At 61.7% G+C, this 11,939-nt stretch carries 17 protein-coding genes; 10 read left to right on the top strand and 7 right to left on the bottom strand.

Annotated features, from left to right (window positions below; genetic code table 11):
* Nucleotides 1–16: 16 nt before the first annotated feature.
* Together GTP58_RS02430 and GTP58_RS02435 are read right to left on the bottom strand one after the other, a co-directional pair.
* Nucleotides 17–751 carry a LamG-like jellyroll fold domain-containing protein gene (locus GTP58_RS02430; protein ID WP_161076124.1) on the bottom strand — a complete coding sequence of 245 codons (735 nt, stop codon included), beginning with the start codon at nt 749–751 and terminating at the stop codon, nt 17–19.
* A 107-nt stretch (nt 752–858) separates the two neighbouring features.
* The gene (locus GTP58_RS02435; protein ID WP_161076125.1) at nt 859–1,647 is read right to left on the bottom strand and encodes a hypothetical protein; all 789 of its coding nucleotides are present in this window, start codon (nt 1,645–1,647) and stop codon (nt 859–861) included.
* Between the two features lie 135 nt (nt 1,648–1,782).
* Between GTP58_RS02435 and GTP58_RS02440 the strand changes: the two genes are divergently transcribed.
* The 4 genes from GTP58_RS02440 (at nt 1,783) to GTP58_RS02455 (ending at nt 4,246) form a co-directional block, all read left to right on the top strand.
* Nucleotides 1,783–2,175, top strand: coding sequence for a hypothetical protein (locus GTP58_RS02440; RefSeq protein ID WP_161076126.1), 393 nt, complete (start codon nt 1,783–1,785; stop codon nt 2,173–2,175).
* A complete protein-coding gene (locus GTP58_RS02445) occupies nt 2,168–2,575 on the top strand; it encodes a hypothetical protein (RefSeq protein WP_161076127.1) in 408 nt (135 codons plus the stop codon). The genes GTP58_RS02440 and GTP58_RS02445 overlap by 8 nt, the downstream gene beginning before the upstream one ends.
* An 88-nt stretch (nt 2,576–2,663) precedes the next feature.
* Nucleotides 2,664–3,431 (top strand): SIMPL domain-containing protein, encoded by a 768-nt coding sequence (locus GTP58_RS02450; RefSeq protein WP_161076128.1) that lies wholly within the window; start codon nt 2,664–2,666, stop codon nt 3,429–3,431.
* Between the two features lie 53 nt (nt 3,432–3,484).
* Nucleotides 3,485–4,246: an SIMPL domain-containing protein gene (locus tag GTP58_RS02455; RefSeq protein WP_161076129.1), complete on the top strand. Its 762-nt coding sequence runs from the start codon at nt 3,485–3,487 to the stop codon at nt 4,244–4,246.
* 1 nt (nt 4,247) lies between these two features.
* On the opposite strand, the gene GTP58_RS02460 is transcribed toward GTP58_RS02455, so the two are convergent.
* The 3 genes from GTP58_RS02460 to GTP58_RS02470 are packed head-to-tail and all read right to left on the bottom strand — an operon-like array spanning nt 4,248 to nt 5,976.
* Nucleotides 4,248–4,442, bottom strand: coding sequence for a hypothetical protein (locus tag GTP58_RS02460; protein ID WP_161076130.1), 195 nt, complete (start codon nt 4,440–4,442; stop codon nt 4,248–4,250).
* Nucleotides 4,439–5,008 carry a sigma-70 family RNA polymerase sigma factor gene (locus GTP58_RS02465; protein ID WP_161076131.1) on the bottom strand — a complete coding sequence of 190 codons (570 nt, stop codon included), beginning with the start codon at nt 5,006–5,008 and terminating at the stop codon, nt 4,439–4,441. Before GTP58_RS02465 ends, GTP58_RS02460 begins: the two co-directional genes overlap by 4 nt.
* Nucleotides 5,005–5,976, bottom strand: a complete 972-nt coding sequence (locus tag GTP58_RS02470; protein ID WP_161076132.1) for a catalase family peroxidase — start codon at nt 5,974–5,976, stop codon at nt 5,005–5,007. Before GTP58_RS02470 ends, GTP58_RS02465 begins: the two co-directional genes overlap by 4 nt.
* A 151-nt stretch (nt 5,977–6,127) precedes the next feature.
* Between GTP58_RS02470 and pssA the strand changes: the two genes are divergently transcribed.
* From pssA to GTP58_RS02495, 5 genes are all read left to right on the top strand, one after another.
* Nucleotides 6,128–6,997, top strand: a complete 870-nt coding sequence (gene pssA / locus GTP58_RS02475; protein ID WP_161076133.1) for a CDP-diacylglycerol--serine O-phosphatidyltransferase — start codon at nt 6,128–6,130, stop codon at nt 6,995–6,997.
* Nucleotides 6,998–7,052: 55 nt separating this feature from the next.
* Nucleotides 7,053–8,600, top strand: a complete 1,548-nt coding sequence (locus GTP58_RS02480; RefSeq protein ID WP_072780691.1) for a 2-isopropylmalate synthase — start codon at nt 7,053–7,055, stop codon at nt 8,598–8,600.
* A gap of 70 nt (nt 8,601–8,670) precedes the next feature.
* The gene (locus tag GTP58_RS02485) at nt 8,671–8,976 is read left to right on the top strand and encodes an NIPSNAP family protein (RefSeq protein ID WP_161076134.1); all 306 of its coding nucleotides are present in this window, start codon (nt 8,671–8,673) and stop codon (nt 8,974–8,976) included.
* Entirely contained in the window at nt 8,973–9,299 is a 327-nt protein-coding gene (locus tag GTP58_RS02490; protein WP_161076135.1) for an antibiotic biosynthesis monooxygenase, read from the top strand. Before GTP58_RS02485 ends, GTP58_RS02490 begins: the two co-directional genes overlap by 4 nt.
* On the top strand, nt 9,296–9,991 hold the full coding sequence (locus GTP58_RS02495; RefSeq protein ID WP_161076136.1) for a winged helix-turn-helix domain-containing protein: 696 nt from the start codon (nt 9,296–9,298) through the stop codon (nt 9,989–9,991). The genes GTP58_RS02490 and GTP58_RS02495 overlap by 4 nt, the downstream gene beginning before the upstream one ends.
* Here the strand turns inward: GTP58_RS02495 and GTP58_RS02500 are convergent.
* Nucleotides 9,988–10,800 (bottom strand): hypothetical protein, encoded by an 813-nt coding sequence (locus GTP58_RS02500; RefSeq protein ID WP_161076137.1) that lies wholly within the window; start codon nt 10,798–10,800, stop codon nt 9,988–9,990. The genes GTP58_RS02495 and GTP58_RS02500 overlap by 4 nt on opposite strands.
* 109 nt (nt 10,801–10,909) lie before the next feature.
* Nucleotides 10,910–11,395, bottom strand: coding sequence for an outer membrane protein assembly factor BamE (gene bamE, locus GTP58_RS02505; protein ID WP_161076138.1), 486 nt, complete (start codon nt 11,393–11,395; stop codon nt 10,910–10,912).
* Between the two features lie 147 nt (nt 11,396–11,542).
* On the opposite strand from bamE, the gene rpsO reads away from it, so the two are divergent.
* A complete protein-coding gene (gene rpsO / locus GTP58_RS02510; protein ID WP_026637007.1) occupies nt 11,543–11,812 on the top strand; it encodes a 30S ribosomal protein S15 in 270 nt (89 codons plus the stop codon).
* Nucleotides 11,813–11,939: the final 127 nt, after the last annotated feature.

Here is an 11,939-nt window from a genome sequence, read left to right on the forward strand (position 1 = left end):
TGCGGCGACCGATTAGTCAGGGCTTAAGCTGCATGCGCCGCCGCCACGCGCGGGCGCCGACCAGGACGAGTCCGGCGGCGAACATCGCATAGCTTGCCGGCTCCGGAACCGGGTTGGCCAGCAGTGCAACTTCGTTGCCACTCAGGGCGCCGCTGTAGATGCGGACATCGTCGATGGTGCCGTTGAAGTATTCGCCGTAGGGGGCGAACTGGGCGCCGAAGCGGGTGGCGGTGCCGCTTGTGCCGCTGCCATAGGCATAGCCAACCGAAGCGGCCAGCGTGCCGTTCACATACAGGCTGGAGGTGTTGCTGCCGGCATCAACTGTGAGTGCATAGTGCGTCATTACGCCAGGCGCGGCGAAGGCGACACCGGTCGACCCCCAGGCATCGCTGGCGCGCATATTGCCGCCCGGGTCGGTGCCGATGTAGAAACCGCCGCCGCTGTAGGCTTGTGAAATCACTTCGGTGTAACTGCCCTGGCTGACAGCGCGCGTGGCGAAAAAGCTGACGGAGTAGCTGCCGCTGGTCGGCACCAGGAACGAGGAAAACTGCACGTAGTCACCATCGCCATCGAGCGTCAGGACGCCGCCTGAAGTGCTGGCATCGCCGACCAGCGTACCGTTCGCGCTACCTGCGCTGTCGGTGACGCCCGAGCTGAAGTCATAGTGGTGAATCAAGGTTGCCGCCTGAGCGAGTGGTGCGCCAGTCAGCATACAGAATGCAACCACGGAAAGCGCTTTGTTAGCGTTCATTTTTTGTCTCCTCGCGGCGGGTGTGCATTTTATGATAGTACTCATCCCCGCAGCCTTCCAGCTACTTCTGCGAATTTGTTCGCGTTAAACCACACAAGTTTCTGAGATCAAACTTTGCTGGCCGCCAGCGTTTTGGACATGGACAGCATTTTCTTCATGCCCAGCTGGACCAGCAGTGCGCAGATGAAGGCGCAACTGAAGGCAACCACTGGCGGCTGCTGGCGCAGCAGCATGGACAGGCTGACACAGAATACCGCGAAGGCGTAATAACCCAGCATCATGCCACGCAGCAGCGCGACGGCGAACGCGCGGCCTGAGCGCACATGGGAAAATCCCACCAGTACCGTGCTCATCACCGGGAACATGGCAAAGAAGCCGCTCAGGCGCGGACCGATGGTGGCGGCGATCAGGCTGACGGTCAGCACCAGCACGGCGCCGGCCAGCATGCGCCATGGCAGGTCGCTCGCGCCGGTGGGCTTGCCAGTGGATACGGCTTCCGCAGCCGGAAACAGCCTGGGCGATATCCATAGCGCAGCGATCACGCAGACGAAGCTTAGGCCCAGCGGCAACTGCTTGGCCTGCAAGCCTGCTACTGCCAGCGCGTAGGCGGCCAGGGCGCAGAGCATGGCGCCGGCCATGGCATAGCGTTGCGCCGCCCATGCGTAGGCAACGCTGAATACGAGGATGGCAACCACCGCCAGCAAGGTGCCTTCCGCTGCGGTCGCTGCAAATGCCGGTCCTTGCTCCAGCGTGATGGTGAGCAGGATGGGACCGGAAACAATGGGAAATGCCGATAGCCAGCCCGCGACCCCCGGCCCCCATTTGCGGCCCACCAGCGTAACGGAGTAGATCAGACACGGCACCAGAAACAGTTTGAGCAGCAGTATGGAAAACATCGTTCGCACGTGGCCAGTGAAAGATGGCGCATCCTAGCAGAGTTTTCGGACGATTCCACAATGTGAGAATGTGCGTATATTGCAATGTTTCAACAAGGTATGATGGCCGGTCTCATCAACTTTCTGTTTGCGATCATGAAGCGACCTACCTCTGTCAGCGTTATTGCCTGGATTATCCTGGCCACCTCGGTGTTTTCGCTGGTGGTCAATTACAAGAATATGGACAATCCGTTGGTGGTGGAGTTGATGGCCAAGAGTCTGCTGCCGATGTCGCTGCAATACGCCATGATGTACCTGGGTCTGGTGATTGCCGGCGTGGCCGCAGTAGCGATGCTGAAAGGCCTGGACTGGGGCCGCAAGCTGTATTTCGGCTGGAGTATCTTTGGCATGATCGTCGCCCTGGCGACTTCGCCGCTGAAAGTGGCGTTGATCCCGGGCGCAGTGGTGCTGGCGATCATGGCTTATTTCCTGTATCGCCCGAAAGCCAATGCCTATTTCGTCCCGCAAGGCGCCACGGGCAATGCGTAAGGTCCTGAGCGTTATTTTCCTGAGTCTGTCCGGCCTGCAGTTTTTTATCGTGAACGTGCTGGCCTTCCTTTCTGGCTTGCCGCTTGTCGGCAAGCTGAGTTCCCTGGCGATCTTCACGGGCGCGGCGCTGGTTCCGCATCTGATTGGTCTGGCGTTTGGCGGCTTTCGTTACTGGAAGCGGGATACCGGCTTGGTGTTGTTGTCGGTGGCGGGCGTGACGGCGTTTATGATGCTGAGCATCGTCTGCCTGTTCAAGAGCGAGGAGTTTGTCCACTTGACGGGCGAGAATGCCTTCAACGCGTTCTCCAGCTTCTACGCGGGTGGCGCATTGCTGGCATTGAATGCAGGCCTGGGCTGGCTGCTGGTGAAGACCGGGCCAAGGCGCGTGGCAATTGAGTAAATGTTACAAACAGTCACTATGTCTTACAGGTTTCGTTTGTAAATTCATGTAAAGTGCGGCTTGTCGTAACCTTAACTATGGAGCCTGTATGACCATCATGAAAAACTTCTCCGCCGTCGCTGCAATCACTACCATCGCGCTGGCTGCGCATGCCGCTCCTACGGATTCCGTGCCAACCGCAGGCACGCTGGTCGTGGTGCCAGCCTTTGGTGAAGTCAAGCACGTCAACGACCAGGTGGTCGTGACGCTGGCGATTGAAGAGCAGGACAAGGACAAGGCTGCTGCCGCTTCGCGCGTCAATACCAAGATGAAGCAGGGCCTGGAGATCGTCAAGAAAGAAGATCCGCAAGCCAGCCTGAAAACGCAGGGCTATTACACCTACCCGGTGTATCCGGAAGAGCGCATGCTGCCGAACGGCCAGCCGGTCAAGCAGCGCATGCCGACCGCATGGCGCGTGGGCCAGTATCTGGAAGTGACCACCACCAATCTGGATAAACTGCCCAAGACGGTCGCCGCTGCGCAAAAAATCCTGACCCTGAACAGCATCAACTTCGGCCTGACGCCGGAGACCACCAAAAAGCTGGACGATCAGCGCATTGCCGCCACCTACAAGAACCTCAACGAGCGTATCACCTCGATCGCCAACGCCATGGGCCGCAAGGTCGGCGATGCTGTGCTGGATACCGTGGACTTCGAAGGCTCAGGCAATTACGCCCAGCGTGAGCAAGCCTACGCACCAGCACCGATGGCGATGCGTATGAAAGCTGCCGACGCGGTGGAAGTGGCCGAGCCGAGCTTCGAGCCAGGTGAAACCACGCTGCAGATGCAGCTGGTGGGCAAGGTCCGCTTCAAATAAGGCATAGACGGCGACAGCGTTCGCAGTACTTTTTTTAACACTGGGAGTTTGCAATGAAATATATCGCTGCCGCCGCCATGATGGCGTGCGCCTTGTCCGCGCATGCCGCGCCGCTGGAACCTTTGCCGACCAGCGGCGCGCTGATTGTCGTCCCCGCGTTTGGTGAAGTCAAACACGTCAATGATCAAGCCACCATCACGCTGTCGGTGGAGGAGGTGGACAAGGACAAGGCGCTGGCCGCCTCGCGCGTCAATCAGAAGATGAAGCAGGGGCTGGAGATCGTCAAGAAGGCTGACCCGCAGGCGAGCCTGAAGACGCAAGGCTATTACACCTATCCCGTTTATCCGGAAGAAGTGGCGCCGCCACCAGGCCAGCCGCGCAAGCCGCGCGTGCCGACCTCCTGGCGTGTTGGCCAGTCGCTGCAGGTGGTGACCGCGAATCTCGACTCGCTGCCGAAAACCGTCGCCGCAGCGCAGGGCATACTCAGTCTGAACAATCTGTATTTCAGCCTGAAGCCAGAAACCACGCGTGAGATGGAAGACCAGCGTATCGCCGCTACCTATCTGAATCTGAATGAGCGCGTCAACTCCATCGCCAAGGCCATGGGCCGCAAGGTCAGCGACGTGGTGGTCGACACGGTGGACTTTGAAGGTTCCGGCAATTACGGCGACCGCGTGGCAGCCGCCGGCTCGCGTGCGATGCCGATGATGGCAGCGCCCGCAATGGCGGCGGCGCCAGTGGTGGCCGAGCCTAGCTTTGAGCCGGGTGAAACCACGCTGACCATGCGCCTGGTCGGCAAGCTGCGCTTCAAATAATCTATGGCTGGACGCCGCGCGCGAGCAGGGCGTCCAGTTGCGCGTACAGCGCACCAAACTGCGCATTGGCGACCCGGCAGTAGCTGCAGGTTTGCAGGTGCGCGTTGAGTGCGTCCAGCTGCTCGCGTTTCAAAGCTTCGTCACGCGCGCTGATGACCAGGTAGGTCGTCTCGCGGCAAGTCAGTGGCTTGTTCATTCCAGTTCTCCCCAGCCTCGCACGGCGCATTCACGCAAGCGCATGCGCGCGCGGTACAGCACCACGCGCAGATTGCCCGCACTCACGGTGCAGCTGTCTTCAATTTCCTTGAGCTCCATGCCGAGGTATTCCCGCATCAGGAATAGCCGCGCAGTCTCCTGCGGCAAACGGTTCATGCAGATTTCGATGATGTCGAGCAGCTGCCTCTCCGCCGTCCTGGTGGCGCCGCAGACGGTATCGATAAACACTTCCGGATGCCAGGCATCGTCACTTGTGAACAGCGCGTCGAATTCGCGCAGGTCGGCATCGATGCCCTCCGGTGAAGGCGGGGCAAAGCGGCGCGCGCGGATCGCATCGATGATTTTGTGGCGCAGGATGGCGGTCAGCCAGCTGCGCAGACTGGCGCGTGCCTGGTAACTGTCCCAGGCCTTGATGGCGCCCAGCAGCGCTTCCTGCACCGCGTCTTCCGCGTCGGCGGACGAGGCAAGCTGCAGGCGCGCCAGGCGCAGCAGAAAGGGGCGCTCCAGTGCCAGCAGCTGCCACGGGTCTGTCAACTGCTTGCTCATTGGCTGCGGCGGCCCAGTGAAATCGCATACGCGGGCGCGCGGGCGCGCAGGATGGGATCATCCGACGGCGTGACGGCGGCAGGCAGCGTGACGGGCATGAAGACGATGCCATCGCAGGCGTCGGCGCCGGCCAGGCTGGTCACGCGCAGTGTGCCCAGTGTCACGCGGTCAGTGCCTTGCCAATGCTGGGACGAATCGTTCAGCGCGTCGCCTGGCGCCGGCAGCTGCGCGTAAAAAGTGAATTCCACCGGCTTGGCGGCGAGCCGCTGCGCCAGTTCCTGTTCGAGGAAAGTGTCGGACATGGTCTGCTCTTCTTCGTCGGTCAGATAGTGTGTGCCGGCGGCCGGTTCGGCCACGATGCGCGCGTGCTGTCTGGCGCCGCTGGCGTTTTCAAACACGAAAGCGTTGGTGGAGAAATAGGGCGTGGACGCGTAGGAAGCCGGAGCGGCGTGTGCTGCCAGCAGAGCTGGCTGGTTTTTGCCGTCCGGGTAGCGCGCATTGTGGGCGGCGATTTTGGCCGGATCGGGTTTTTTGGTGATGGGGTCGGACACACGCGCTTCCAGAAAACTTACAAAGGATGCGGGTGTGGCGGCAAAGAACACCGGCTCGGAAATCAGCAGCAGGTCGTAAGTCTCGCCGCCGCCCGTCAGGCGCATCGACAGTCCACGCACGGAGCGGCTTTTGTCGGAGACGCCGGGATTGCCGCCGCCGATGGAAAAGCGCAGCAGCGCGTCCACTTTGGACTGCGCGAAAAAGGGGCTGTGGGCGAATTGTGCAGCCTTGGCGGCCGGGATGAAATCGCCGCGTGCGCAGAAGCCTTTGGCGTGCGAGGCGCGCTTGCCCGCATGCTTGCCGAACGTGCCGTTGAGCGCATCGACCAGTGCGGCGGGGCCGGGGGCATCGGTCTGGGCGACGGCGGGCAGTTGGTTCAGCATCAGGGTGCAGGCGGCGAGGACGGCTGGTTTCACGTTGTTCTCCAAAAGGGTTCAGATAACGTTAAGTCGCAGCATCCGGCGGTTTGTTACAGCTATTTTCGATGACCCATGGTAACAGATCCATTTTTATGGTCGCCTCCTCTATAATGACGGAGCAACCTTAATAAAGAGAAAACGGACTCCTATGCCCAACTTCCCCCGCCGCCGCGCCAAATCCGCGGCCCAGGCCAAGCTGCCTAAAACGTCACGCTTCAGCCGTTTTGCGCGCCGCGCCCGCGGAGAGGATCTCGACCGGCCGCGCCACCGTGGCATCTATCTGTTGCCAAATGCATTCACGACGGCCGCGCTGTTCTGCGGTTTCTATGCCATCGTGATGGCGATGAACCAGAAGTTCGAGCATGCCGCGTGGGCCATTTTCATCGCCATGGTGCTTGACGGGCTGGATGGCCGCGTCGCGCGCCTGACCAATACGCAGAGCGAATTTGGCGCGCAGTATGACTCGCTGTCGGACATGGTGTCGTTTGGCGCGGCGCCGGCGCTGGTGGTGTACGAATGGTCGCTGCGTGGCCTGGGCAAGCTGGGTTGGATCGCGGCCTTTGTCTACTGCGCCGGCGCGGCGCTGCGGCTGGCGCGCTTCAATACCAATATCGAAGTGGTGGACAAGCGCTACTTCCAGGGCATGCCGTCGCCATCGGCGGCTGCGCTCATGGCCGGCATCGTGCTGATGATGGTAGAGCTGGAGGTGTCCGGCCTGGAAATGGCATGGGCCTCGTGGGGCATCGCGGTGTTTGCGGGCCTGACCATGGTCAGCAACGTGCCGTTCTACAGCTTCAAGGACATCAACTTCCGCAAGTCGGTGCCGTTTATTGCGGTGTTCCTGATTGCGCTGGCCCTGGCGCTGATCGCGATCAAGCCGGCGGTGACGCTGTTCCCGCTGTTTGCGGTGTACGGCCTGTCCGGCTACGTGGTAGCCGCCTGGCGCGCCGCCAAGGGCAAGAAGGTGAGCCTGATCCAGACCGATATGGACAGCGACGATCCGAGCGAACGGCGCTAAACCCGGGCGGTAGGCCCTGAGATTCAAGCAACGCAGCATCAGCCACGGAGCTATCATGAGCAACTCATCCAACCGCCTGATTATTTTCGACACCACGCTGCGCGACGGCGAGCAATCGCCGGGCGCGTCGATGACCCGCGACGAGAAGGTCCGCATCGCCAGGCAGCTCGAGCGCTTGCGCGTGGATGTCATCGAGGCTGGCTTTGCGGCGGCATCGCCCGGCGACTTCGAATCCATCAAGGCCATCGCCACGGCGGTGCGCGAATCCACCATCTGCTCGCTGTCGCGCGCCAATGACCGCGACATTGCCCGCGCCGCCGAAGCGCTGGCGCCCGCCGAGCGCAAACGCATCCACACATTCATCGCCACCTCCAAACTGCACATGGAGGCCAAGCTGCGCATGCTGCCGGAACAGGTGCTGGTACAGGCGCGCAATGCGGTGCGTTTCGCGCGCCAGCATACGGACGACGTTGAGTTCAGTCCGGAAGACGGCAGCCGTTCGGACGAGGACTTCCTGTGCCGCGTGCTGGAAGGCGTGATCGAGGAGGGCGCGACCACCATCAACTTCCCGGACACCGTGGGCTATGCCGTGCCGGAGCTGTTTGGCGAAACTATCCGCCGCCTGCGCGAGCGCATTCCCAATTCCGACAAGGCCGTATGGTCGGTGCACTGCCATAACGACCTGGGACTGGCGGTGGCCAATTCGCTGGCCGGCGTGATGATCGGCGGCGCGCGGCAGATCGAGTGCACCATCAATGGCCTCGGCGAGCGGGCCGGCAATACAGCGCTGGAAGAAGTGGTGATGGCGCTGCGTACGCGCGGCGGCTACTACAACCTGGAGTGCGGCATCGATACCACGCAGATCGTGGCGGCCTCCAAGATGGTGTCGCAGATTACCGGCTTTGCGGTGCAGCCGAATAAGGCGGTGGTGGGCGCGAACGCGTTTGCCCATGCTTCCGGCATCCACCAGGACGGCATGCTGAAATCGCGCGAGACCTACGAGATCATGCGCGCGGAAGATGTGGGCTGGACCGCGACCAAGATCGTGCTGGGCAAGCTGTCGGGCCGCAACGCCTTCAAGCAGCGCTTGCAGGAGCTGGGCATCGACCTGGCGTCCGAGGCCGAGGTCAATGCGGCGTTTGCGCGCTTCAAGGAGCTGGCGGACCGCAAGGCTGACATCTTTGACGAGGATATCCTGGCGCTGGTGTCGGACGAACAGCAATCGCAGGAGCGCGAGTTTTATCGCTTTGTCGCGCTGGAGCAGCGTTCTGCCAGCGGCGAGATGCCGACCGCCAAAGTAGTGTTCAGCATCGACGGCGAGGAGCATGTGAGCGAAGGCCGCGGCGACGGGCCGGTGGACGCGACGGTGAATGCCATCGAGGGCGAAGTGGGCAGCGGCGCTGAGCTGGTGCTGTTCTCGGTGAATGCGATCAGCACCGGCACCCAGTCGCAGGGCGAGGTGACGATGCGCCTGTCCAGGGATGGCCGCATCGTCAACGGCGTCGGCGCAGACCCGGACATTATCGTGGCGTCGGCCAAGGCCTACCTGTCGGCGCTGAACAAGCTGCATTCGAAGATAGAGCGTGTCAATCCGCAGCCATGAATACTTCGTTCCAGGCCTAAGCATTGGCGGTTTTCAAAAGCTATTCTGGTGTTTTCAACAGGAGGCTTAGATGGCTATCACTTGCTTTATCCGTTACGAAATCGATCCATTCCAGCGCGAGGCGTTCCGCCGCTATGCGGAGAATTGGGGCCGCATCATCCCGCGCCTGGGCGGCCAGTTGATCGGCTACTTCCTGCCGCACGAAGGCGCCAGCTACGAAGCGTGGGGGCTGGTGGGCTTTGCCTCGCTGGCTGACTACGAAGCCTATCGCGCGCGGCTGCGCGCCGATGCGGAGGCCAAGGATAATTTTGCGTTCGCCCAGCAGCAGCGCTTCATCCTGCGCGAAGAGCGTACTTTTACGGAGGCCGTGTCATGATTGCCGTGATCTTTGAGGTGCAGCCCAGCGGCGATGGACGGGCAGAATATCTGCAGCGCGCCGCGCAACTGGGGACTATGCTGGCCCATGTCGATGGCTTTATTTCGGTGGAGCGCTTCACCAGCATCATCACGCCAGGCAAGTTGCTGTCCCTGTCGTTCTGGCGCGATGAAGCATCGGTCAGATCCTGGCGTGAGATGGAGGAGCATCGCGCAGCGCAGCGGGCAGGGCGCGGCGGTTTGTTTGAAGACTACCGCCTGCGCGTGGCTTCGGTAACCCGCGACTACGGCATGAACGACCGCGTGCAGGTACCCGCATCGTGAGCACCACCGCGCAACCACGTTTTGCGCGGGTGGCCGCCGCCATCGGCGACCCGACGCGCGCGCTGATGCTATCGCGCCTGCTGGATGGCCGCTTCTACACCGCCACCGATCTTGCGCAGCATGCGGGCGTATCGGCGCCGACGGCGTCGCAGCATCTCAAGCTGCTGGTGGAAGAAGGGCTGGCGCGCGTACGGGCGCAGGGGCGGCATCGTTACTACATGCTTGCAGATGGCAATGTCGCGCATGCGCTGGAGGAGCTGCTGCGCGTGGCGGATGGCTCCCTGCCGGAGACCACGCGCTGGCAGGCGCCGGCCATGCGCAAGCTGCGGCATGCGCGCAGCTGTTACGGCCATCTGGCGGGCGTGCTCGGTGTGGACCTGTGCCGCTGTTTCATCGACAAGGGCTGGGTACACGCAGGCGAGGGCGACGGCCATGTTTATCCGCTGACGGCGGTGGGCGCGGCGCAATTGCGCGAGCTGGGCATCGTGGTCAACGAAGGCCCACGCCAGCTATACGGCTGCGTCGACTGGTCGGAGCGGCGCGACCACTTTGCCGGGCCATTGGCCGTGGCGCTGCTGGATAACTTCGTCGAACGCGGCTGGCTGCGGCGCAGCGACGATAGCCGCGCGCTCGACGTGACAGCGCCAGGCCGCAAGGCACTGGCGCACTGGCTGGACGTGCCGCTCGCTTAGAAGCGGAACTTGACGTAAGCTGCCGGGCCGTTCAGGCGGACATTGAGGTCGGCGCCGTCGCGGTTGCGGTTCAGGCTGATCTTGCTGGCGCTGTATTCCGCCACCACGCCAATCGCCTTGGTCGGATACCATTCAACGCCAAGGGCGCCGCCGTAGATGTGGCCGCGGATGTTGCCGCCGTTTTTCTTGATGCCGGAAGCGTCCGCGTACACGCGCACGTTTTCCGACACGGCGTGGCGCCAGCCCAGTTCCAGCAGCGGCGCGTAAGCGTGCTCGCTTTCTTCATACGAGGAGTTGCCGGATACGCCGTTCAGCACGCCGCTGGCCGTGCCTTTCAGGCTGGCGCTGTAGTAGGCCGCGCCCACGCCGATGCCAAACACGTCATTGCCGCTGCCCAGCCACCATTTGTAGGCGACGTTGGCCAGGTCCAGCTTGAGCTTGGCGTCGAGCTTGCCGTTGCCGTTCAGTGGCAGGCCGTTGTAGTTGGTGCTGCCGCTCAGGGTCGGGCTATAGGTTTTGTCGTAGCGGTAGTAATCGAAGTCCAGGCCCTGCGAGTCGCCCAGCAGCAGCTGCGCTTTTACGCGCGGCAGCGTGACGTGGTCGGTTTTGTAGGTGCCAGTGTCGATGCGGCCATAGTTGGTGTCGCCTTCGTAGTTGATGCGCGGCTCGGTGTAGAAAGCGCCGACCGACACGCTGGCGCGGTCCAGCGCCGGCGAAGGATCGGCCCAGGCGATGGCGCTGACAGTGCTGAGTGCCAGCAAGGTCGCGGTGTAGATGGCGTGGCGGGCTGGGGGCGTGCGTAAGGACATGAGAACTCCGTTTGGTTGCAATGTTAATGAAATAATCATAGCAACCGCGCGCGCCAATTTGCGTCGGCGCACGTCCATAGTGCACGTGGGAATCATCCTACCCGCAGAGCTAACGCCGCCGTACTTCGCGTTCCTCGTCGGGGCCGTTGACCATGGCTTGCACGATGCCGGCGCGGTTGAATTCCACCGACATCATGGAATTCCACACATCCTGCTCCTTGTAGCGGTATAGCCAGACGTCGCCGTCCACGCTGGCGTAGTGCGTCACCTGGGTTGGACGGCCCAGGATGCGCAGGATGGTGTCCTTGTTGTCCTTGCCCGGTTTGATGGTGGCGAATTTGGCGCTGGTCAGCACCTGTTCGTAGGAAACCAGGCGGCCGTCGGGGCCGAGGCGCGCCATCCAGGTGTACTGGCCCCACGGTCCCCAGGCGTATTCCAGCAAGGTGTCGGCGCCGTCGGCGTAGGTATTGGTGGGGCGGCCAAGGCGGGCACGCACGGCGTCGGCGCTGTCGCCGGGCTGGGGCGGCGGTGCGAATAAATGGGCGCAGCCCGCCAATGCGGTGGAAAAAATGGTTAAAACAATCAGTTTTTTCATGAAGCTCCCCTGAAAAGCGCGGAAAACAGATACACGCGCAGGTTTTTCCGCTATACTTCCGGGTCTGGTCTTTTCAGACCGGGTTTTATTGTAAATCACGGTGGGCAGGGTTACGACTCCGCGCACCGCATGTTAAAGGTAAATATCATGACCGTAGAAAACATCAACAAAGCAGCGATCATCGCTGACAACGCACGTGGCCAAAAAGACACCGGCTCGCCAGAAGTTCAAGTTGCTCTGCTGACCGCACGCATCAACGAACTGAACGGCCACTTCAAAGCCCACAGCAAAGATCACCACTCGCGTCGTGGTCTGATTATGATGGTTAACCGTCGTAAGAGCCTGCTGTCCTACCTGAAGAACAAGGATGCAACCCGTTACCGCGATCTGATCGCCAAACTGGGTCTGCGTAAGTAATTTTTGCGCCGTCCGGCTTAAAACGAAATGCCTGCGCCAGTTTGCTGTCGCGGGCATTTTGTCTTTATGCGCATTTAAAAAATGCTAAGTGGCATGTAGTAAAGGTGGCTTCCGGGCTGCCTGTGGT

This window comes from Duganella sp. CY15W (assembly GCF_009857555.1).
Taxonomy (GTDB): domain Bacteria; phylum Pseudomonadota; class Gammaproteobacteria; order Burkholderiales; family Burkholderiaceae_D; genus Rugamonas; species Rugamonas sacchari.